The sequence below is a fragment of the Streptomyces sp. NPDC008079 genome (genome assembly GCF_042957385.1).
Classification (GTDB): Bacteria; Actinomycetota; Actinomycetes; order Streptomycetales; family Streptomycetaceae; genus Actinacidiphila.
This window is the reverse complement of record NZ_JBIBIC010000005.1, coordinates 244770-266911: the sequence shown is the minus strand read 5'-3', so window position 1 is coordinate 266911 and position 22142 is coordinate 244770. Positions and strand designations below refer to the sequence as shown.

At 73.3% G+C, this 22142-nt stretch carries 14 protein-coding genes and 2 riboswitches; of the genes, 10 read left to right on the top strand and 4 right to left on the bottom strand.

The window, feature by feature from the left end; all coding sequences use genetic code 11:
- Nucleotides 1-966 precede the first annotated feature (966 nt).
- Both ACFZAM_RS14545 and ACFZAM_RS14540 read left to right on the top strand, forming a co-directional pair.
- Nucleotides 967-4527: a family 78 glycoside hydrolase catalytic domain gene (locus ACFZAM_RS14545; protein WP_391045977.1), complete on the top strand. Its 3561-nt coding sequence runs from the start codon at nt 967-969 to the stop codon at nt 4525-4527.
- Between the two features lie 151 nt (nt 4528-4678).
- Nucleotides 4679-5623: an ABC transporter substrate-binding protein gene (locus ACFZAM_RS14540; protein WP_391045976.1), complete on the top strand. Its 945-nt coding sequence runs from the start codon at nt 4679-4681 to the stop codon at nt 5621-5623.
- Here the strand turns inward: ACFZAM_RS14540 and ACFZAM_RS14535 are convergent.
- A complete protein-coding gene (locus tag ACFZAM_RS14535) occupies nt 5602-7038 on the bottom strand; it encodes a hypothetical protein (protein WP_391045974.1) in 1437 nt (478 codons plus the stop codon). The genes ACFZAM_RS14540 and ACFZAM_RS14535 overlap by 22 nt on opposite strands.
- Nucleotides 7039-7147: 109 nt before the next feature.
- Nucleotides 7148-7293, bottom strand: a riboswitch (cobalamin riboswitch).
- 50 nt (nt 7294-7343) lie between these two features.
- A riboswitch (cobalamin riboswitch) is annotated at nt 7344-7477 on the top strand.
- A gap of 106 nt (nt 7478-7583) precedes the next feature.
- Between ACFZAM_RS14535 and ACFZAM_RS14530 the strand changes: the two genes are divergently transcribed.
- The 7 genes from ACFZAM_RS14530 to ACFZAM_RS14500 all read left to right on the top strand — a co-directional run bounded on the left by ACFZAM_RS14530 (nt 7584) and on the right by ACFZAM_RS14500 (nt 17337).
- Nucleotides 7584-11285, top strand: coding sequence for a prenyltransferase/squalene oxidase repeat-containing protein (locus ACFZAM_RS14530; protein WP_391045972.1), 3702 nt, complete (start codon nt 7584-7586; stop codon nt 11283-11285).
- A 26-nt stretch (nt 11286-11311) separates the two neighbouring features.
- Nucleotides 11312-12304 carry a hypothetical protein gene (locus tag ACFZAM_RS14525; RefSeq protein ID WP_391045970.1) on the top strand — a complete coding sequence of 331 codons (993 nt, stop codon included), beginning with the start codon at nt 11312-11314 and terminating at the stop codon, nt 12302-12304.
- Nucleotides 12305-12308: 4 nt separating this feature from the next.
- Nucleotides 12309-13595 (top strand): CbiQ family ECF transporter T component, encoded by a 1287-nt coding sequence (locus ACFZAM_RS14520; protein WP_391045968.1) that lies wholly within the window; start codon nt 12309-12311, stop codon nt 13593-13595.
- Complete coding sequence (locus tag ACFZAM_RS14515) at nt 13592-15259, top strand: ATP-binding cassette domain-containing protein (protein ID WP_391045965.1); 1668 nt, start codon at nt 13592-13594, stop codon at nt 15257-15259. Before ACFZAM_RS14520 ends, ACFZAM_RS14515 begins: the two co-directional genes overlap by 4 nt.
- A 98-nt stretch (nt 15260-15357) precedes the next feature.
- Nucleotides 15358-16182, top strand: coding sequence for an ECF transporter S component (locus tag ACFZAM_RS14510; protein WP_355341769.1), 825 nt, complete (start codon nt 15358-15360; stop codon nt 16180-16182).
- A gap of 79 nt (nt 16183-16261) precedes the next feature.
- A complete protein-coding gene (locus tag ACFZAM_RS14505) occupies nt 16262-16555 on the top strand; it encodes a DUF1905 domain-containing protein (RefSeq protein ID WP_355341469.1) in 294 nt (97 codons plus the stop codon).
- 146 nt (nt 16556-16701) lie between these two features.
- Nucleotides 16702-17337, top strand: coding sequence for a DUF1345 domain-containing protein (locus ACFZAM_RS14500; RefSeq protein ID WP_391045963.1), 636 nt, complete (start codon nt 16702-16704; stop codon nt 17335-17337).
- Nucleotides 17338-17498: 161 nt separating this feature from the next.
- On the opposite strand, the gene ACFZAM_RS14495 is transcribed toward ACFZAM_RS14500, so the two are convergent.
- Both ACFZAM_RS14495 and ACFZAM_RS14490 read right to left on the bottom strand, forming a co-directional pair.
- A complete protein-coding gene (locus tag ACFZAM_RS14495) occupies nt 17499-19334 on the bottom strand; it encodes a protein kinase (RefSeq protein WP_391045961.1) in 1836 nt (611 codons plus the stop codon).
- Between the two features lie 838 nt (nt 19335-20172).
- Nucleotides 20173-20595 (bottom strand): MerR family transcriptional regulator, encoded by a 423-nt coding sequence (locus ACFZAM_RS14490; protein WP_391045958.1) that lies wholly within the window; start codon nt 20593-20595, stop codon nt 20173-20175.
- Between the two features lie 100 nt (nt 20596-20695).
- On the opposite strand from ACFZAM_RS14490, the gene ACFZAM_RS14485 reads away from it, so the two are divergent.
- Nucleotides 20696-21151: a hypothetical protein gene (locus tag ACFZAM_RS14485; protein WP_391045956.1), complete on the top strand. Its 456-nt coding sequence runs from the start codon at nt 20696-20698 to the stop codon at nt 21149-21151.
- Between the two features lie 141 nt (nt 21152-21292).
- On the opposite strand, the gene ACFZAM_RS14480 is transcribed toward ACFZAM_RS14485, so the two are convergent.
- Complete coding sequence (locus tag ACFZAM_RS14480; RefSeq protein WP_391045953.1) at nt 21293-22018, bottom strand: TetR family transcriptional regulator; 726 nt, start codon at nt 22016-22018, stop codon at nt 21293-21295.
- Nucleotides 22019-22142: the final 124 nt, after the last annotated feature.

Below are 22142 nucleotides of genomic sequence, written 5' to 3'. Positions count from 1 at the left end.
CCAACGTGCCCGCGTTGCCCGGCCGCACGCTGATCCTGGTCGACCGCTCGCCGTCGATGTTCCCCGGCTTCGGCTTCTCCACGCCGAACAGCTCGGACATCACCCTGGCCGAGCAGGCCGCGGTCTTCGGCGCCGCCCTGGCGGTACGCGCCGCCGACCCGACCCTGATCGAGTTCGGCATGCGCAGCAGGCCGGTCGCCGTGCCGAAGGGCGGCAGTGTCCTGCGCCTGATCGAGAAGTTCGGCCGGATCGACGGCACCGACATTCCGTCGGCGGTCAAGGCCCACTTCCGCGGCCACGACCGGATCGTCGTGGTCACCGACGAGCAGACCAGGCCCGGCTGGTTCCCGTCCAACGCCAGTGGCCACGGCGGCATGCGCGAAACGGAGATCGACGCCCTCGTCCCGAAGAACGTGCCGGTCTACATGTGGAACATGGCCGGCTACAAGGCGGGCGCCATGCCCTCGGGCACCGGCAACCGCCACACCTTCGGCGGCCTCACCGACCACGCCTTCGGCATGATCACCCTCCTGGAGTCCGGCCGCTCCGCGTCCTGGCCCTGGGAGCGCTGCCCCCGCCCCACCGCACCCCGAGCGGGCGGGCGAAGCCCGAGCCCGGCAGCGCACCGACTCGATCGTGAACGAACACAGCCGAAGGCGCGCCAAAGGCGGCCCGGCCCGGCGGTTTCGACGGCCACCCGAGCCGAAGAAGGCCGCCGGGCGGCCCTCCCCTCGGCGTCGACGGCCATTCGACCCCCACTGAATCGATTCCCCGCACCCCGAGCCCCCGCCCGCGAGAACGCGGTGCCCCGCCTCCTTGACCGGCGCATACGCCCACCGGCCCCCGGCGTCAGGAGTCTTGACACACCCGTTCACGCGTCCGTAACGTCACTAGCAGATGAAGTGAAACGATTCAATCCCCTTCCGTGGACGGACTGTGACGATGCGTCGAAGACTGGTGTCCCTCTTGGCCACGGCCTCGGCCCTCGCGGCCCTGGTCCTGGTCCAGCCGCTGGCCGGACCCGCGAGCGCCGCGCCGCCGGGCGCGCCGGGCCCGGGGCAGCAGGCAGGCGTGGGGAACAGCGGCGCGCCCTCCCACCTGACGGTCGGATCGCTGTCCGCTCCCGTGGACGTCGATCCCGCCGGTACCGTCGGCTTCGGCTGGCAGTCCGGGGTCGGCCGCCAGACCGGCTACGAACTCCGCGTCACCGAGGGCGAGTCGGGCCGCGGCCGGGTCGTGTGGGACAGCGCGAAGGTCGCCTCGGCCGCCGCGACCGCGATCCCGTACGGCGGCGCCGCCCTGCGCGCCGCCGAGCGCTACTCCTGGTCGGTGCGGGTCTGGGACGAGCGCGGCAGGGCCACCGCGTGGTCGGCCCCCGCGACCTTCGGCACCGGACCCGGCGCCACCTGGGGCACGAGCGCGCCGATCTGGTCCGCGCCGCCCGCCGTCGACACCTGGACCGACTACCGCCTCGACGTGAAGCTGACCGTGACCAAGGTCGCGCTCGGGGTGAGGTTCCGCTCGCCCGACGTCCGCAACGGCTACATGTGGCAGTTCAGGGCGTCGGACACCAGCAACCCCAACACCCTTGTCCCGCACGTCGAGACCAACGGCACCTTCCGCGCGGGCACGCCCGTACCGCTGAACACCACGCTCGCCGTCGGCACCACGCACGACGTCCGCGTCGAGGCGGTCGGCTCGACGCTCACCACCTTCCTCGACGGCAAGGTGGTCGACACCAGGACCGACACCGCCTTCGCCGAGGGCGGCATCGGATTCCGTACCGGCGGCACCGAGACGGGCACCGCGGACGACGTCACCGTCACCAGCCTGGCGGCGGCCGACAGCGGAAAGACCCTCTACGCCAACGACTTCGGCGCGACCGGCGCGCCCTTCCCGTGCGGCACCGTGCAGAACGGCGCGCTCGCCGTGGGCACCAGCACGGACTGCCTCAGCTCCCACGCCACCAACGACTGGGCGCTGCTGCGCCACGACTTCACGCTCGACAAGAGCGGGAAGCGGACCAAGCAGGTCGCCTGGGCCACCGTCTTCGCGACCGGCTCCTCCTTCGACGCGGCCAAGCAGTACGTCTACAAGCTGTATCTCGACGGCCGGTTCGTGGGTCTCGGCCCGACCGAGGCGCTGGACAAGGAGACCCGCTACGACGGCTTCGACGTGACGGCCGCGCTGCGGTCCGGCGGCGAGCACGCGCTGTCGGCGGTCGCGTACACCACCAAGGACCAGCGTTTCCAGGCGTATCTGGTGATCCGCTACACCGACGGCAGCACGAGCACGGTCGGCACAGGACCCGGCTGGAGGAGCATGTCAGGGGCGGACATCTGGCCGTCCGCGAAGTCCACCGGGACCAGTTACTGGAACATGCCGCAGGAGGACATCACGATGAGCCGCTACCCGGACGGCTTCGGCCGCTTCGGGTACGACGACTCCGCGTGGCCCGCCGCCACCGCGAAGACCGCGTTCGCGGACCTGCGGCCGACCCCGTTCGGCAAGGTCCGGGAACAGCTCAGGCGGCCCGTGAAGATCACCGACAAGGGCAGCGGGAACTACCTCGTCGACTTCGGCCAGACCTGGCAGGGCGGCGTCCACCTCACCCTGCCCGGCACGGCGGGACGCAAGGTCACCCTCCGCTACGGCGAGGAACTGTCCGACCCGACGACCGTGCGCTACAAGCTGCGCGCGGGCAACGAGTACCAGGACGTCGTCACCCTGCGCGGCGGCACCCAGAGCGTCGACACCTGGGGCATGCGCGTCTTCCGCTACCTCGACGTCCTCAACTCGCCCGTCCCCGTCACGGCCGACAATCTCCAGGCCCTCGCCATGGTCTACCCGTTCGACGAGAGCGGCGCCCAGCTCACCTCGTCCGACCCCGATCTCGTCTCGGTCTGGCAGCTCGCCAAGAACACCGTGGAGACCACCAACCAGAACTTCTACGTCGACTCCTGGACCCGCGAGCGCGGACCCTACGAATCCGACAACTACATCCACCAGTTGGCGAGCCTCTACCTCAGCGACGACCCGACACTCGGCGTCTACTCGATGGACTACTTCGCCAACCACCGCACCTGGCCGCAGGAATGGCCGCTCTACGTGATCACATCCGTCTACGACAACTGGCGGCAGACCGGCTCCACCGACCAGGTCAAGCGGATGTACGACGCGCTCGTGCCCAAGCTGCTCAGCAAGGACTACAACGCGGCGCTCGGCACCATCGACCAGTCGGACGCCATCGTGGACTGGCCGGAGGGCAGCCGTGACGGCTATGTCTTCGCCGCGAAGAACACCATCCTGGGCGCCCTGTCGTACAGCAACTTCTCGCAGATGGCGGTCCTGGCCGCCTCCCTCGGCAAGAGCGCCGACGCGGCGAACTTCACCGTGATCGCCGACCGGCTGCGCACCACCCTCAACTCGGCGTTCTACAACGCGGGCAAGGGCGCGTACGACGACGGGCTCAGCGCCGACATGAAGCCGACCGGGCACTTCGCGGTCCAGGCGACCGCGTTCCCCGCCGCCTTCGGCGTCCCCGCGAGCCGACAGCAGTACGACGCGGTCGCGTCGTACCTCACCTCGCGCGGCATGGCGTGCAGCGTCTACTGCTCGGGCTTCCTGCTCCAGGGGCTGTACAACGCGGGCCACGCGCAGGAAGCGCTCGACCTGCTCACCTCGCACGGCACCAACAGTTGGCTGCACATGATCGACCTGGGCGCGGGCGCCACCGGCGAGGCGTGGGACCCGGCCGAGAAGAGCAACATGACGTGGTCGCACCCGTGGGCCACCGCCCCCTCGTACGTCATCCCGCGCGACATGTACGGCATCGCGCCGTCCACGCCGGGCTACGACACCTTCACCGTGCGTCCGCAACCGGGCGACCAGACGTACGGCTCGGTGACGACACCGACCGTCAAGGGCACGGTCGGCGCGTCCTTCCACCGCGTGGGCGACCGTACCGACCTCGGCGTGTCGGTGCCGGGCAACTCCGTCGCCACGGTGAGCGTGCCGGTCACCGACGGATACCGGGGTACGACGGTGTACGTGGACGGCCGTGCGCGGACCGCGACCCGGCAGGACGACGGCGGGCTCGCGGTGCGCGTCGGCGTCGGCTGCCATGTGCTCAGCATCTCGGGCAGCCGGGCCGTGACCGCTGACCCGCTGCTGACGGGCGTGTGCGGCGGCGCGTACCGGGTCGGCGACACGCCCACCGGCTCGCTGGCCACCACGGCGGTGACCGCGACACGCGGGAAGCCCATCCCGGTGACGCTCACCCTCGACCAGCAGGTCACCGGCCTGACCGCCGCCGACCTGCGGGTGTCCAACGGCACCGTCACCGGCCTCACCGCCAACGGCGTCGGCGCGGCGGGCACGACCTGGACGTTCACCGTCACCCCGCGCGGGAACGGCGAGGTGACGGTCCGGGTCCCGGCAGGCGCGGTGCACGGCACCAGCGGGCGGCCGAGCCTGGCGATCGGACCGCTGACCGTGGGCTCCGCCGGGCACGGGCCCTGGGGCTGAACGCCTCTCGCCGTAGACCCTGAACCCCGCTGAATCCCCCTGAACCAAGGCCGGGTGCCACGATCAACCCGTGGCACCCGGCCTTGTCCTTGTCCTCCGCTTCCCCTCGGCCGCGCGAGCCCCCGCCCGCCGCCCGGCTACCGTTCCCGGTATGCGCATCGTCTCCCTGCTCCCCGCCGCGACCGACATCGTCGTCGAACTCGGCCTCGGCGACGCCCTCGTGGGCCGTACCCATGAGTGCGACTGGCCGCCGGAGGTGGTCGCCGACGTACCGGTGGTGACCGGCGCGGAATTCGACCCGGACGCGCTCAGCAGCCGGGAGATCTCGCGGGCCGTCGGCGGCGCCGCGCACCGGGGCTCGTCCCTCTACACCCTGGACGCCGCGCTGCTCGCCGAGTTGGCGCCCGACGTGGTCCTCACCCAGGACCTCTGCCAGGTGTGCGCCGTCTCCTACGGCGCGGTCACCGACTCCGTACGCGTGCTGGACGGCGAAGGACCGCGCGTGATCAGCCTGGAGCCGAAGACCCTGCCCGACGTACTCGCCTGCGTGCGCCAGGTCGGTGACGTGCTGGGCGTTCCCGAGGCCGCGGCCCGCAGGACGGCGGAGCTGGAGGAGCGGCTGGCGGCGGTACGGGAGCGGGTGGCGGGCCGCCCCCGGCCGCGGGTGGCCGCCATCGAATGGCTGGACCCGCTGTGGCCCGCGGGGCACTGGGTCCCGGAACAGATCCGCTGCGCGGGCGGCGAACCCCTGCTCGCGCGACCGGGCGAGCACACCGCGCCCATGGAGTGGACCGCGCTGCGGGAAGCCGCGCCGGAAGCGGTCATGCTGCTGCCGTGCGGCTTCCCGCCCGAGCGCACCCTGAAGGAGGCCGGCCTGCTGACCGGCCACCCCTCATGGGCCCAATTGCCCGCCGTGCGTGACGGGCGCGTGTGGGTCCTGGACGGACCCGCCTACTTCAACCGGCCGGGACCCCGCGTCGTGCGCGGCGCCGAAGTCCTGGCCCACGCGCTCCACGGCGTCGAACCGGCGGAACCGGTCACCGCCGCGGAAGCGCGCCCGCTGGCGGGAGCCGGTCAGCTCCCGTACCGCAGGTAGACCGTGTCACCGAGGTGGACGGTCGTGCCGCGCGAGGCGGCGATCGGCGCCGAGCCGTCCAGGCTCGACTTCCACGTCGCCGTACCGGAGTTGACGGTGCCGTTGAGCGCCGTGACCGTGCCCGTGCCGGTAGCGGGCGTGACGGCGGTGACGCAGCCGCCGGGCGTCGCGGACGCCGCCGCCGCGTCCAGGACCGTACCGAGCGTCGTGGTCGTACCAGTCGCCGCGACCGGCACCGAGCACACCTTCAGCGAACCGCCGCCGTTGTCCACAATGAGCGCGAGCTTGCTGGTGGAGCCGCTGGTGAAGTCGGTGGTGGCGGCCCAGGTGGGCGCGCCGGGAGTGACCGGGGCCGGGGGAGTGGCGGTGAAGCCGCCGCCCGCGACCGCGCGGACCGCGTCGATCGAGGCGTACGCCGACGGGCTCGTGTCGGTGGGCAGGTAGCGGAAGCCGCCGCCCGGACCGAACTGTTGGGCGAGCAGGAAGTCGACCGGCGTCTTGCGCGCCGCGGTGGTGAAGTCCGTGCCCTGCGCGTTGAATCCGCAGGCGTTCAGGCCGGAGACGGCCCAGCCGTTGGAGTCGGTGTTCGCGCCGAACATCGAGGTGAAGGCGCCGGTGGCGTTGACGAGTTTGCCCTTGAGGAAGTTCTTGCCCGCGACGACGGCCGTGTCGGTGTTGGGCACCCCGGCCGAGCACAGCGACGCCAGGGTCGCGCCGGTCATGTCGATGTCGCTCGCGGCGCCGAGCTGCGTCGGATCGCCCGCCGCCTTCGCGTAGTTCCAGCCGCCGTCGGTGTGCTCGTTGGCGCGCACGACCGCCACCGACGCGTCGAGCAGGGCCTGGGGCACGCGCTGCCCGCCCGATTGCGTCTTCGCCCCGGCCAGCGCCAGCAGCCCGAAGACGGTGCCGTTGAAGTTGGCGGGGGGCCCGAAGTAGCCGGGCGAGGCGGGCTGCCAGTACGAGGCGATGTCCGCGATCAGATTGCGGCCGGTGCCGACGCGGGCCGGATCGATGCCCGCCGCGTACGCGTTGAGCGCGCCGCGCTCGTAGTCCGTCACCACCGGCGACGCGGACGGCCACGCGGCGGTGGCCAGCAGATTCCGGTAGACCGTCCTGGCGTTCTTCGTGGTGTCGCCGCCGGGAGAGACGTCGGCCGCCGCGGTGCCCGCGGCGGCGAAGGCGCTGAACGCCCACTCGTTGGACAGACCGCTGCCCGCGTACGAGCCGTCGGCGGCCTGAAGCGACTTCAGATAGGCGACGCCGTTCGCCTTGGACGTGGCGATCTGCGCCGGGGTCGAGGTCGCCCGCGCGGGCGCGGTCGCGGTGAACAGCAGGGCTCCGGCCGCCAGCGGTACGGCGACGGCGAGTGCCCGGCGCCGGGCGGTGCGGGAGGGCACGGTCACAGGAACGGTCATGAGTGGAGGACTCTCCTTGGAAGGGGGCGCCTCGCGCCCCGGCACACGGCTGTCCTCACGACCGGCCCGCGCCGAGGCGGTCGCCGCCCGAACGCGTGGTCAGGCTTCCGCACGTGCTGCGTCTCCGAGCGGGTGATCGGGCTCGGACCACCGCGAAGGCGGCCCCTACCGTTGCGCGTCAGCTCCGGACTCTCACCGGATTCCCCCAGTCGGCGACCAGCCGAGGCTAGCGCAGCACGCGCGTGACGTAAGGGTCGCGGGGGAGTGGTGAAGGCAACTGCCCGCCACGTTGACGGGGCACACGCCGACGTGGTGCTATGAAACGTATTTCCGATTCAGCAGCCAGGGGAAGCCGGTCCAAGTCCGGCGCTGACCCGCAACCGTAGGCCCTCCGAGAGGCGGGCGAGCCGGATCACCTGCGCTGAGCAGCAAGTCACGATCGCCGTCGAGGACTACGGCACGGACGACAGGACGGCCGCGTCAACCGCCAGGCCGCCTCGCCTCCGCGGCCCGCCCTCCCCGTCGGCCGACCCGGGGGGCCACCCGTGCTTCGTCTTGTCCCGCGCCGCCGTCACAGACGGCCGCGCATCGTCGTCCTGCTCACCGCGGCGGCGCTGACCTTCGGCAGCCTCACGGCCGGACTGGTCTCGGTGGCGACCCCGGCGGGCGCGGACCCGATCGGCGACTGCACACCCACCTCGGGGGCGATCGTCGCGGTGGACTACGGGCACTGGAACGGCCCGGTGCTGCGCGGCTGCGACGCGCACCCCACCACGGGCATGAATCTGCTGCACAACGCCGGATTCACCACCACCGGCACCGTGCACGACGGCCCCGGCTTCATCTGCCGGATCGGCAACGACGGCTTCGACAGCGGCACGCAGTACCCGACGACCGCCGACGAGGCGTGCGTCCTGACCCCGCCCGCGAACGCGTACTGGTCGTTCTGGATCGCGCCCGCGGGACAGGACACCTGGACGTACAGCCCGCTCGGCGCGCTCGGCGACCACCCGCAGGACGGCGAGGTCGAGGCGTGGGTGTTCGGCCCCACCGACATCGGCGGCAGCACCGGCGGTCCCTCGTTCACACCGGACTCCGTCCGCGCCCACGACACCACCACGCCGCCGACCACCCCGCCCACGACGCCGCCGACCACGCCCCCGACCGGTCCCGGCGGACAGGCCGACACAGCGGCGGCGGCCACCTGGCTGACGAGGCAACTCACCGACGGCGACCACGTCTTCGACGGCTGGGGCACCGACTTCGGCGCCACCGCGAACACCGCCATCGCACTCGCGGCGGCCGGCGGCCCCGACGCCACGATCCGCGCGATCGACGCCTTTCTGACGGCGCACGCCGACGACTACCTGCTCCCGGACTCCACGGTCACCGTGCCGAGCCCGGCCGCGGCGGCCAACCTGGCGCTGCTCACCGAGATCCTGGGCGGTGACCCCACCTCCTTCGGCGGCCACGACCTGCTCAAGGACCTGACGGACAACGTCTGCGCGGCGGCCGGAAGCCTCGGCAACTGCACCGCGGCCGGTGACTTCCACGGCGCTTTCTCGCCCGGCACCCAGGCCCGCGCCCTGCTCGCGCTGGCCCGCGGCGGCGCCACCGTGCCGCGGCCCGCCGTCGACCGGCTCACCGGGATGCAGTGCGCCGACGGCGGATTCTCCGGCTCGATGCTCTCGCCCGGCGAGCGCTGCACGTCCGACCCCGGTTCGACCGCCGACGCCGTCGTCGCCCTCAAGCACCTGCCCGGTACCGGCGATGTGCTGGACAAGGCGCGGGCGTACCTCACCAAGACGCAGTCCGCCGACGGCGGTTACCTCGCGTACGAAGGGGCGTCCTCCGGCGACACCGGTACGACCTCCTCCGCGGCCCAGGCGCTGACCGTACTGGCGCAGACCGACCGCGCCGCCGCCGCCCGCTCCTGGCTCGCCGCCCGGCAGACCGACGGCGGCGGTTTCGCCTCCGACGGCTCCGGCGGCACCGACCCGGACCTGTACGCCTCGACCGCCGCCGTCCTCGCCGTGACCTCCAGCGACCTCGGCAGCCTCACCTACGGCGACACCCCGACGAGCCCGCCGACGACGCCCCCCACCACCGCGCCGACGACCCCGCCCACGACCTCGCCGACCACCCCGCCCACGACCGGACCGACCACCCCGGCCGCGGCAACCCCCGACCTGGCCAAGGGCGTCGCGTACCTCATCAACCGCGGCAATCTCGTGGACGGCCACTACTACGAGTCCGGCGCGGGCCAGAACACCGGCTTCGCCGACTTCGGCCTGACCGTCGACGGCGTGCTCGCGCTGGCCGCGACCGGCGGCGCCGACGACACCCTCGCAGGGATCACCGACTTCCTCCAGCACGGCAAGGACGGCTCCGGCCGCGGCATCGACGACTGGACGCTGATCGGCACCTCCTACGCGCAGGGCGGCTCGCTCGCCAAGGAGGCCGTCGCGGCCGAGGTCACCGGCAACGACCCGCGCGCCTTCGGCGGCCACGACCTGATCGCCGCGCTCGACGCCACCGTCTGCGCCGCGGCCGACACCTCGGGCGGCTGCGCGGCCAGGAACAACTACGCCTACGCCACCTCGGTGTTCTCCCAGTCCCTCGGCGTCATCGCCCAACTGCGCGCGGGTGACACCGCCAAGGCGGCCGGGCCGGTCGCGTACCTGGAGAGCCTCCAGGACTCCAGCGGCGCCTGGCCGAGCCTGATCCCGGCCGCCGGCGACCAGGACGTGGACAGCACGGCGATGGCGATCATGGCCCTCGACCTGGTGCCCGGCGACGCCGCGGCCAAGGCGGTCGCCAAGGGCGCGGCCTGGATCGCGAGCAAGCAGCTCGGCGACGGCGGCTTCCGGGGCGCGGCCGGTGACTCCGTCAACTCCGCCGCCCTCGCCGTCCAGGGCCTCACCCTGGGCGGCACGGGGTACCGCGCGCAGATCGCCAAGGCGCGCGCGTTCCTGGCCGCGCAGCAGAACGCGGACGGCGGCTTCCGGGTCGCCTCCGACACCGACCAGAAGCAGTCCGACGTACGCGCCTCCACGCAGGCCGTCGGCGGCGCGGTCGGCACCTCCTTCGGCACCCTGCTGCGCGACCTCGCCGACCAGAAGGCGGCGGCCGAAGGGGCCGCGTACCTGGTCAAGCAGCTCGACGGCAGCGACCACCTGGCCAGCACCTACGGCCCCGACTACGGTCTGACCGCCGACCTCGCCCTCGCGCTCGCCTCCACCGGCGGCCAGGACCCGACGCTGACCAAGGTCACCGGCTACCTCGCGGGACACGTCGCGGACTACGCCGACCCGGCGGGCACCTCCGCCTACCCCGGCCCGTACAGCGGCGCCACCGCCAAACTCGCGGTGCTCGCCCAGGTCATGGGCCAGGACCCGCGGCACTTCGGCGGCTTCGACCTGATCGGCACGCTCAGCGGCCACGTCTGCACGGCCGCCGCCGAGGACGGTTCCTGCACCGCCCCCGGCGACTTCGACCAGGCGTACTCGACGGTCTCCCAGTCCCTCGGCGTCCTCGCCCTGGCCCGCGCGGGCCAGACCCCGCCCGCCGCCGCCGTGAACCGGCTGCTCCAACTCCAGTGCGCGGACGGCGGTTTCTCCTCCACGCTGGACGCGCCGGGCGCCGACTGCGCCTCCGACGTGGACACCACCGGCTACGCGCTCCAGGCGCTCGTCCTGGTGCCGGGACACGCGGACGCGGTCACCAAGGCGCGTACGTATCTCGTCAAGGCCCAGCAGTCCAGCGGCGGTTACCAGGGCGCGGCGGGCGTCAGCAGCAACTCCACCGCGCTCGCCGTCCAGGCGCTGCTGGCCACCGACAAGATCCGGCCCCAACAGGCGCGCGACGGGCAGAAGTTCCTGCGCACCACGCAAAACAAGGACGGCGGCTTCCGGATCACCGCCGCGGCGGGCGACTCCGACCTGCGGTCCAGCACCCAGGCCGTCCCGGCACTCGCGGGCACCCCGCTGACCACGCTCACCCACGCGCTCGCGCCCATCGCGCCCTCGGGCGGCGGCTCCACCGGCGGTTCTTCCGGTTCTTCCGGTTCCGGCGGCTCGTCCGGCGCCGCGGGCGGCACGGACTCCGGCGGCTCCGGCGGCTCGCTGGCCGCCACCGGCACCGGCGTGCTCGCGGCGGCCGGTCTCGCCGCGCTGCTGCTGGCCCTCGGCAGCGCGCTGACCGTACGGCGGCGGCGCACCGCACAACAGGGCGGGAGGCACCAGTGATCCACGGCATTCGGCCGGCCCATGGCATGCGGTCAACGGCCCGGCGGGCGGCGCCCGTCGCAGGCGCGTCCTGCCATCCACGGCGGCCCGGCGCACGATCGGTCCTCGCCCGTACGGTCACCGCGCTCGCGCTGACGCTCGCCGCCGTGTGCGGCGGGCTCACCGTGGGCGCGGCGCCCGCGATGGCGACCGCGCAGCCGATGAGCGCGTGCACGACCACCAAGGGCGTCGTGCTCGCGGTGGACTTCAGCCACTGGGGCGGCCCGCTGCTGCGTTCCTGCGGCACCACGCCCACCACCGGCTACACCCTGCTGAACCAGGGCGGCTGGGCCACCACCGGCACCCAGCACGACGGTCCGGCCTTCATCTGCCGGATCGGCTACGCCGGTTACCAGGGCGGCAAGCAGTATCCGACGTCCAAGGACGCCCCCTGTGTGCTGACACCTCCCGCGACCGCCTACTGGTCGTACTGGCACGCCGACGCGGGGCAGAACACCTGGTCCTACAGCCAGTTGGGCGCGATGAGCTACCACCCCAAGCCCGGCAGTGTGGACCTGTGGATCTTCGGCGCCACCAACGTCGCGGGCACGCAGGGCCGTCCGACGTTCTCACCCGACAGCGTCCGGGCGCACAACACCACGTCCGGCGGCGCCACTTCGGCCCCGCCCAGGCCGACCAAGCCCGCCGGTACGCACACCACCGCGGGCTCGGTGCCCGGGAAGACCTCGCGTCCGGCCGCCACCACGCCGTCCGCGACCCGTACGACACCGGCCACCACCTCGGCCCGGCCCACCGCGACCCCCACCGGGACCGCGTCCGCGAGCACCGCGCCGGGCACGGGCACGGCCACGGGCGCAACGCCGTCGCCAGGGCAGCCCCGCACGCAGGACGCGGAGCCGACCGCCGCCGCGAGCCATTCGTCCGGCTCGGTCCTGCCCTTCGCCCTGACCGCGGCCGTCGTGGCCGTGATCGCCGGATTCATCGTCGTCAGGACCCGGCGGCGGCGGAACGCGGAGTAGCGCGTTGTCCACCGCCCCGCCTCCGTCCCCGACCGGCGGTCCCGCGCACGCCGCCGCCCCGCACACCGGGCGGCGGCTGCCGCGCACCCTGCACCCGGTCGCCTGGTGGATCTGGGGCATCGCCCTGGCCACCGCGGTCAGCCGCACCACCAACCCGCTGCTGCTCGGCCTGGTCCTGGTCGTCCTCGGCTACGTCGTCACCGAGCGCCGCACCGACGCCCCCTGGGCGAAGGGCTTCAAGTACTACCTGTACCTCGCGCTGACGGTCGTCGCGATCCGCGTCGTCTTCCGCTGCGTCTTCGCCAGCGGCATCACACCCGCCGACCACATCATGTTCTCGCTGCCGCACATCCCGACTCCCCACTGGTACGCGGGAATTCAGCTCGGCGGCCCGGTGTCGCTCGAGGCCACCCTGTCCGCCGCGACCGACGGACTGCGGCTGGCCTGCCTGCTGTGCTGCATCGGCGCCGCGAACACCCTCGCCAACCCCAAGCGGGCCCTGCGCGTCCTGCCCGGCGCGCTGTACGAACTCGGCGTCGCCGTCACGGTGTCGCTGAGCGTCGCCCCCCAACTCGTCGAAAGCGTCCAGCGGGTGGCGCGCGCCCGACGGCTGCGGGCCGACCGGGCCAAGGGGCTGCGGGCGCTGCGCGGCATCCTCATCCCCGTACTGGAGGACGCGCTGGAACGCTCCCTGCACCTGGCCGCCGCCATGGACTCGCGCGGCTACGGCCGGGCCGGCACCGCGACCCGCGCCTCACGCCGTACCACCGCCGTCCTGATGCTCGGCGGCATGCTCGGCCTGTGCACCGGCATCTACGGGCTGCTGGACGGCACCACCCCGCGCGCGCTCGGACTGCCCGCCATGCTCGGCGGGTCGCTGCTCTGCTGCGCCGGACTCGCGCTCGGCGGGCGGCGGATACGGCGCACCAGCTACCGACCCGACCCCTGGCGGTCCGCGGAGTGGGTGGTCGCGCTGTGCGGCGTCGCCACCGCCACCGTGCTGTTCCTGACTGTCGGCTACAACGCCGCCGACCTCAACCCCAGCCTGTATCCGCTGCGTTGGCCGTCACTGCCGTGGCTGCCCGCCGCCGCGATCCTGCTCGCGGGCACCGCCGCCTTCGCCGCGCCGCCCCCGCCGCGCACATCCGCCGCGAAGAGAGCGAAGAGCGCGAAGAGCGCGAGAAGCGCCACGGCCGGGCGCTCCGCCGTGCCGCCCGGCGGAGCCGCCGTGACCGCCACGACAGCCGAAACCGCCGAGTCCGCCGACAAGCCCAGCGAGGCCCTGCTGTGATCCGATTCGACCAGGTCAGCGTCGTGTACGCGGGCTCCGAGCAGCCCGTGCTGCGGGACGTGGACCTGACCTTGGAGGAAGGCGAACTGTGCCTGGTCGTCGGCAGGACCGGCGCGGGCAAGTCCACACTGCTCGGCACGGTCAACGGCCTGGTGCCGCACTTCACCGGCGGCACACTCGCGGGCCGTGTCACCGTCGACGGCCGCGACACCGCGTCGTACCCGCCGCGTGAACTCGCCGACGTGGTGGGCGTCGTGGGCCAGGACCCGCTCGCCGGATTCGTCACCGACACCGTCGAGGAGGAACTGGCCTATGTCATGGAGCAGTTGGCCGTCCCCGCCGACGTCATGCGCAAGCGCGTCGAGGAGACCCTCGATCTGATGGGCCTGGCCGACCTGCGGCACCGCGCGCTGAGCGAGCTGTCCGGCGGCCAGCAGCAGCGCGTCGCCATCGGGTCCGTCCTCACCGCCCACCCCAAGGTTCTGGTGCTGGACGAGCCCACCTCCGCGCTCGACCCGACCGCCGCCGAGGAAGTCCTCGCCGCCGTGACCCGGCTCGTGCACGACCTCGGGGTGACCGTCGTGCTCGCGGAACACCGCCTGGAGCGCGTCGTGCAGTACGCCGACCGCGTCCTGCACCTGACCGGCGACGGCACCGTCACCTCCGCGCCGCCGTCCGTCGCCTTCCGTACCGCCTCGGTCGCGCCCCCCGTGGTCGACCTCGGCCGCCTGGCCCGCTGGGAACCGCTGCCGCTGTCCGTACGCGACGCCCGCCGCGCCGCCGTCCCCTTGCGCGAACGGCTCGCCGGACGTCCGGTGCCGCCGGTCCGCGTCCCGCACGGCACGGGCACACCGCTGCTGACCGCCAGCGGGATCGTCGTGCGCTACGGAGACGTGGTCGCGGTCCGCGAGGTGGACCTGGAGCTGCGGGCCGGTGAGGTCACCGCGCTGATGGGCCGCAACGGCTCGGGCAAGTCGTCCCTGCTGTGGGCGATCCACGGCGCCGGGCCGCGACAGGGCGGAACCGTACGGCTCGCGCAGGGCGCGGACCCGGCCGCACCCGAGCCGGGGGCCTCGGCACGACGGTTCGGCGGACGGCGTACGACGTCGGGACCTGAGCGCCGCCGCGTCGGCCTGGTCCCGCAGACCCCCACCGATTTGCTCTACCTGGAGACGGTCGGCGCCGAACTGGCCCAGGCCGACCGGGAGTCGGCCGGGGCGGCCCCGAGCACCGCGCGGGCGATCCTCGACCGGCTCGCGCCCGGCATCCCCGACGACACCCACCCCCGCGACCTGTCGGAAGGCCAGAAGCTCTCGCTCGTGCTGGCCATCCAGCTCACCACCGCCCCCGACGTCGTCCTGCTGGACGAGCCGACCCGCGGCCTCGACTACCAGGCCAAGCAGGCCCTCATCCGGATCGTGGACGCGCTCGCCGCCGAGGGCCGCAGCGTCGTGATCTCCACGCACGACGTGGAGTTCGTCGCCGCGAGCGCCGACCGCGTGATCGTCATGGCCGAGGGCGAGACGGTCGCCGACGGCCCCACCGCCGATGTCATCGTCGCCTCACCGGCCTTCGCACCGCAGGCCGCCAAGATCCTCGCCCCGCTGCCCTATTTGACGGTCGGTCAGGTCGCGGACGCGCTCGCGGAAGCCGAGGCGAAGTGATGGCCACGGCCAGGACGGGCGCCACGGACACGAGCGGGGGCGCGGGCAACGGCAAGGGCGCGGCCGGGCGTTGGACGGGCCGTACCACCGCCGTCCGGATGCACGCGACGGCCGTCGTCACCATCGTCCTGGCCGCCTTCATCGGCCTGGTCGCCTTCTTCTGGCCCTTCGTCGTCGCCCCCGGCCGCTTCGGCACCTCCTACGCGCCGCCGCTGATCTTCGGCGTCCTGCTGATCCTCGTCCTGGCCGTGGTCTTCGCCCAGATCGCCGACGGCGGCATCGACGCCAAGGCCCTGGCCATGCTCGGCGTGCTGTCCGCCGTCAACGCCGCCCTGCGCCCGCTCGGCGCGGGCACCGCGGGCATCGAGACCGTCTTCTTCGTCCTCGTGCTCGCGGGCCGCGTCTTCGGCCCCGGCTTCGGCTTCACCCTCGGCTGCACGTCCCTCTTCGCGTCCGCGCTGCTCACCGGCGGTGTCGGGCCCTGGATGCCGTACCAGATGTTCGGCTGCGCCTTTGTCGGGATGCTCGCCGGGCTCCTCCCGCGCGCCCGCGGCAGGGCCGAGATCCTGATGCTCGCGGCCTACGGCTCGGCGTCCGGCTACCTCTTCGGCTTCCTGCTCAACCTCTCCTTCTGGCCCTTCTCGCTCGACCCCGGCAGCTCCATCGCCTACCTGCCGGGCCTGCCCTTCACCGAGCAGTGGCACCGCTACCTGGCCTTCGACGTGGCGACCTCCCTCGGCTGGGACACCGGCCGCGCGGTCACCAACTTCGTCGCCATCCTGCTGGCGGGCCCCGCCGCCCTCATCACCTTCCGCCGCGCCGCCCGCCGCGCCAACTTCACCGCCCCCATCCACTTCGCCCCGCCCGCCCCGCCCCCTCCGCCCGCTGGGTCCGCTCCGGGCGCGGGCGCGGACGAGACGTAACCCGTACTGGTCTAGCCTGGCGGTCCCCGACGGACGCGCGGGACGCGGGAAGCAGGACGTGGGAGAAGGGGCTGAGGGCGTGGAGCTGGTGTTCGCGGGGCGGGTCGTGGAGTGGCGCGGACCGGCGCCGTACTACTTCGTGCCCGTGCCGGAGGAGGAGTCCGCGGACATCCGCGAGGTGGCGACGACGGCCTCGTACGGGTGGGGGGTGATCCCGGTGCTGGCCCGGATCGGCGGCACCGATTTCGCGACCTCGCTCTTTCCCAAGGACGGCGGCTATCTGCTGCCGCTCAAGAACGCCGTGCGCAAACCGGAGGGGCTTTCCGAGGGGGACGACGTGACGGTGGAGATGACCGTCCGCCTCGACACGTAGGGAAGGCGATCCCGTGCCGAATCCCGCCGAAGCCCCGGGCCGAATCCCGCCGAATCCCCGGACCGATTCCCCGGCGCCGATCCGGCACGGCACTTTTGCGCGGCCATTGCCGTGCCGACAGCGGTGAACCACTAGCGTTACGGCCTGTGAGTACGAGTATCCGGTTTTCGCCGTCCGCGGCTCCGCGCCTTGCCGGTTCGGTCGCCTTCGGGGCGGTGGTCGGGGCGTGCGTGGGGTCGTCGACCGACACGCCGCTGGGAATTCTCTCGGCCATCGCGGCCACCGAGTCGTTCTTCGTCGTGGTCGGCTGGTGCGTGCTGTGGCCGATGGACGCCGCCGCGACCCGCCACAATTCGCGGCGCGAGGACCTGCGACCGCTCGCCGAGGAGATCGTGGTCGTCGCGGTCGCGCTCTGCGGCCTCATCGGCATCGTCGTGTTCCTGCTCGGCAACTCCGACACCGCCCACGCCGCGACCGCGCTCATCGGCGTCTTCATGGCCTGGGCCGCACTGCATCTGATGTACGCGGCACGGTACGCGTATCTGTATTACGAGGAGTCCGAGGGCGGGATCGATTTCAACTCCGAGGACGAGGCCCCGGCCTACCGCGATTTCTTCTACTTCAGCTACAACCTCGGCATGACCTACCAGGTCTCCGACACCGACGTCTCCAGTTCGACGATCCGCGCGGTCGTCCTGCGGCACACACTGCTGTCGTACCTGTTCGGTACGAGCATTCTCGCGACCGCCATCAACCTCGTCGCCGGAATCTTCACGCGGTGAGCGCACGGCACTTGCCCTGGCGCTTGTCCTGATACCTGCCTGACGCCTGCAATGTCCTGACCCTGCACTGTCCTGACACCTGCGGCGCCCTGACGCCCGCACTGACACGTGTCCGGCACCGCGCGACGCCTTCCGCGCGGTGCCGGACACGTGCCGGAGGGTCAGCGGCAGCCCACTCCGTAGGTGCCGTTGCCGGAGTCGGCGGCCGGGTCGCTGGAGACGGACAGCCCGACGTACGGGTGATCGCGGTCCGGGGTGAACGTGTACCGGTCCGTGAAGGTGTAGCTCTGCGCGCCCTTGGGGAACTGGGCGGTCTGCCGGGCCAGCGTGACGGCGCCCTGCGGCTTGCCCGTGGCGCTGTGCCACCACGTCAGGTGCAAGGTGCCCGCCTCGGTGCCGTCGTAGGTCACGTACACCGTGGCGGTCGCCGTGCGGCGCTTGCCGGTCGGGCAGTCGAAACCGGTGACGGCGATGGACGCCACGTGCGGCCCGGCAGCGGGCTTCCCGGTCGTCGTCGGGTCGGCCGAAGGGGTGGTCGGCGCGGTGGTGGGCGGCGTGCTCGGCGTGCTGGTGGGCGTGCTCGACACGGTCCTGCTGGGCGTGACCGCCGTCGTCGGTGTGCCGGTCGGCGAGACGTTGACCGTGGGCGACGCCGACAGGCTGACGGTGGGGGACGGGTTGGCGGGCGCGGTGGTCGGGGTCGTCGCGGTCAGCGACGTGACGGCGGTCGGCGTCGGGCCCGCCACGGGGGTGTCGTCGCTTTTGTTGCCGGTCGCCACCGCCGTGACGGTCACCGCGCCCGCGATGATCACGGCCGCCGCGACGACGGCGAGGACCTTCGCGCGTCGGCTGAAGCGGGGTGCGGGAGCCTCGGGGCCGCCCGCGGGGGCGTGGTGGGGCACGTGCTTGGGCGGTACGGGCGGCGCGCCAGCCCCGGACGCGGCGGACGCGGCCACGGCGACCGGTACGGCGGCGCGCTGCGGCTGCTGGGCCGCTTCCGCCGCGGCCTCGCCGGACGGCGCCGCCAACAGGACGACCAGCGCGGCGAGTTCACCGCGCCCGCGCTCCTCCCAGTCCTCGCCGTAGGCGGCGACGGCGACCGCCTCGGCCTCGGCGGCGAACTCGGACGCGCTCTGCGGCCGGTCCGCCGGGTTCTTCGCCAACCCGCGTGCGAGCAGCGGCCGTACGGGCTCCGGAGCCTGCTCGGCCGGGACCGGTGCCTCGGCGTGCTGGGCCGCCAGTTCCGCCGCCGTGGCACCCGCGTACGGCGGCGCGCCGGTGAGGCTCTGGTGGAAGACGGCCGTCGCCGCGTAGACGTCGGAGGCCGCGGTCGCCGGTGCGCCCGCCCACCGCTCGGGCGCGCTGTAGGGGGTGCCGGAGGGTACGGCGTCCGGCTCGGCGTTCGCCTCCGCCTGATCCGGGGCGGGAGCCGCCGGTTCGGCGTCGACGAGCTGGACCGTGCCTTCGGGGGTGATCAGGACGTTCTCGGGCGCGATGTCGCCGTGGGCGCCACCGGCCTCGTGGGCTGCGGCGAGCGCGACCAGCGAGCCCTTGAGGACGACGAGCGCCGCCTCGGGCGCGAGCGCGCCCTTCTCCTGGAGGAGGGCGACAAGTCCGGTGCTGCTGACCGGAGTCGGCGTCCCGGCCACGGGCTCCTGGGGCTCCGGGGCCTCGGCCACGGCCTGGGACGGCGCCGCCTTCGAAGCGGCCGGTGCCGTCTTCCGCCCCTTCGCCGGGGGCCTGGTCCCCGCCGCCTTCTTCGCCGCGCCCGCGGGCGGGGCCGCCGCCGCGGTCTTCCGTGTCTGCGCCGTCTTGGCCACGGTTCTAGCGGGTGTCTTCGCGGGTGCCTTCGCCGGAGTCCCGGCCGGTGCCTTGGCCGCCGTCTTCGCGCTCTTGGCGGCCTTCACGGCGGGCTCCTCCGCCGCCTGCTTCTGTGCCGCCTTCGCCGCCGCGGCTGCCATGGGAGCGGCCTCGGGCTGCTTCTGAGGCTCCGTCACCTTGCTTGCGGTAGCGGGTACTTCGGCCGCCGCGGTCTTCACGGCGGGCTTTGCGGCAGCGCGCTTCGGCGCGGCCTTCGTGGGCTTCGCGGGCTTTGGCGCCGCCTCGGACGCGGCGGCTTCCTGAGCGGTGCCCTCGGGCTGCGCGTCCGCCACCGTCTCCGTGTCCCCTGCCGTGTCCGCTGGCGTCTCCGCTGCCGTCTCCGCTTCCGCCCGGGCGGGAGCCTGGGCGCGCTTACGGGGCTGCGCCGCAGCCTTCCGCGCCCGGGCCATGGGCCTCGGGCCCGGCTGCCGCTGTCCGGCCGGCTTGCCGTCCCCGGCCGTCGCGCCGTCCTCGCCGGGTATGCCCGTGCCGTTGTCGTCGTCCACCTGATTCCGCCCCTCGCGCTGCCCCTTGAGGAGGAGCCGCTGTGCGCGGCACCTCGACGCCCTGTTCCGTACTCGGATTTCCCACCGCCAGCCGGGCCGATCTGCCGGGGGTCACGGCTGTCCGCCCGAACTGCCCCTTCCACGGGAGGGCCGAGCGCCGAAGACGCCGACAGGGGACCGGGGTTCGCCCGGGAACCGTGGAGGAGGTGCCGTGAGGATCAAGAGGGTACTGGTGGCCGGGCACCAAGGGGAGATCGGGGCGGCCCTCATCCCGCCCCCGCACCCCCCTTTGCCGGACAGCCAGGGGCATATGCCCCGCCGATCCCCCGCCTACGCGTGTCCCCCGATGCGGACGGTACGCACGGGGCGGCGGCGATGACGGCGCGGGCGCGGAACAGACGCTCGTCGCGGCCGGGTTGGGCCTTGCCGCCGTATCGGCACTGGCATCGGCACCGTGTCACTCGGTCCTTCAGACGACTGGCCGGATGGCGTGGGCCAGGGGGCGGGCCGTCACGCGCGTGGCACCGTCGCCGTCCGGTTCGACCGCCCGGAGCGGGCACCCTGTGCCGACGCGGTCGGTGAGTTCGGCCCGCAGGGTGGCGAGTTCGGCCATGCGGGCGTCGAGGAGGCGGATCTTCTCCTCGAACAGCGCGGAGAGCGCTAGGGCGGGGTCCGGTGCCGCGCGCAACTCCTCGCCGGTCCGGGCGATTTCGGCCAGGGAGAATCCGAGTGTCTGCGCGGTGCGGACGTAGTGCAGCCAGGCCACCGACTCGGGCGGGAAGTCGCGGTAGCCGTTGGTGAGCCGTCGGCCCGTGACGAGGCCGACCTTCTCGTAGAACCGGATCGCGTCCCTGGTCATCCCGGTCTGAGCGGCCAGCTCTCCGATACGCATGCCGCGCCTCCCCCCTCGGCCGATGAGCTTGACCTTGGACCGTACTCCACTGTTTAGCGTGAGGCCGTCGCTGAGCCCCCCAACCGGCCGGAGCCTCCCCGTGATCCGTTTCCACGCCCCCGCACGCCCCGCCTATCTCCGCGTCGTACGCGCGAGTGCCTGGTACGACCTCGCGGTCACCGTGGGGTTCGTCACACCGTGGACCTACGCGCGGGTGCACGACGCGCTGTCCTCGGCGGGCGACGCGCTCGGCTGGGGCGTCCTGCCCGAACTCGACGTGTGGCAGACCCTGTTCGCGAATCTGATGGGCTCTGTCGTGGTCGTCTGGGCCGCCCTCCGCATCGTACGGACCCTGCCCGAACACGGCCTGCTCGACGGCATCGCGCGCACCCTGTTCTCCGCGTGGATGGCGTACGCGCTGGCCCAAGGCGCCTCGCGGATCCTGTGGCTGTTCCTCGCCGCCGAGGCCACCTGGGGAATCGTCCAGCTCACGCCCTGGCTGCGCCCCGCCGTCGACCACCGGACCGCCCGACCGGAACGCTCAGGGCTGGGTTGATCGCCAGCCGCCAGCCGCCAGCCGCCAGCCGCCAGCCGCCAGCCGCCAGCCGCCAGCCGCCAGCCGCCAGCCGCCAGCCGCCAGCCGCCAGCCGCCAGCCGTCGGCCACGGCGGGCCTTCGGGGCGCGGACGGCCTACGGCCTACGGCTGCGGCTTCGCGGTGGCGATGCGGTCGAGCCAGTCGCGCAGGAGGGCTTGTTCGGTGGCGGTGAGGGCGGAGGTCCGGGGGAGGACGGCGCGCAGGGTCACGGCGGCGGTGACGGGACCGGAGGCGGGGTCGGTGGCGGCCGGGGCGTCGGTGGTGATCGCGGCGATGACCGCTTCGCGGGCCAGGGCGGCCAGTTCCGGGTCGCGGCGGTCGGGCGGCAGGGAGATCAGCGTGTTGGTGATGCCCTGGCCCGCGGCCTGGACGAGCAGCGAGGCGCGTTCCTCGCTCACGCGCAGTCGGCCCGCCTCGGCGATCCGGCGGATGTGCCCGGCCAGCACCGCCACGCCCGCGACCTCGGCGGGTGTCGGCGGCACCGAGCCCCTGGTCCGCTCGTACATGACCTGGTAGAGCGCCGGGTTGGCGAGGCCGAAGCCGACGTGCAGGTCCCAGCCGGTCCGCAGGTCCGCCACCGGGTCCGCGCCGGGCTCCAGGTCCGTCTTGCTGGCCAGATAGGCCGCGAAGCCGTCGGCCGCGACCGCATCGAGCAGGCCCTGCTTGTCGCCGAAGAGCCGGTAGATCGTCGGTGCCTGCACTCCGGCCGCCGCGCCGACCGCCCGGGTCGACACGGCCTCCCGGCCGCCCTCGGCGAGCAGCTTGGCGGTGGCGGCGAGGATGCGCTCGCGCGGACCGTCCTCAGGGGCGATGTCTCCGACGCTCATGGTGTCAACGGTAACAGGAATCACGTTAGCGGTGATTCAGTATCGATGCTAGCGTGTGAGTCGTTAGTGATGATTCGACGCTGCTCGTGCCGCCACCGATACGGCGACACCTATCGGCATGTCG

What these genes read in the sequence shown, in the direction of transcription:
- ACFZAM_RS14540 (WP_391045976.1), top strand. Translation starts at nt 4,679, where the DNA reads ATGCGCATCGTCTCCCTGCTCCCCGCCGCGACCGACATCGTCGTCGAA.
- ACFZAM_RS14535 (WP_391045974.1), bottom strand. Translation starts at nt 7,038, where the DNA reads ATGACCGTTCCTGTGACCGTGCCCTCCCGCACCGCCCGGCGCCGGGCA.
- ACFZAM_RS14525 (WP_391045970.1), top strand. Translation starts at nt 11,312, where the DNA reads ATGCGGTCAACGGCCCGGCGGGCGGCGCCCGTCGCAGGCGCGTCCTGC.
- ACFZAM_RS14510 (WP_355341769.1), top strand. Translation starts at nt 15,358, where the DNA reads ATGCACGCGACGGCCGTCGTCACCATCGTCCTGGCCGCCTTCATCGGC.
- ACFZAM_RS14490 (WP_391045958.1), bottom strand. Translation starts at nt 20,595, where the DNA reads ATGCGTATCGGAGAGCTGGCCGCTCAGACCGGGATGACCAGGGACGCG.
- ACFZAM_RS14480 (WP_391045953.1), bottom strand. Translation starts at nt 22,018, where the DNA reads ATGAGCGTCGGAGACATCGCCCCTGAGGACGGTCCGCGCGAGCGCATC.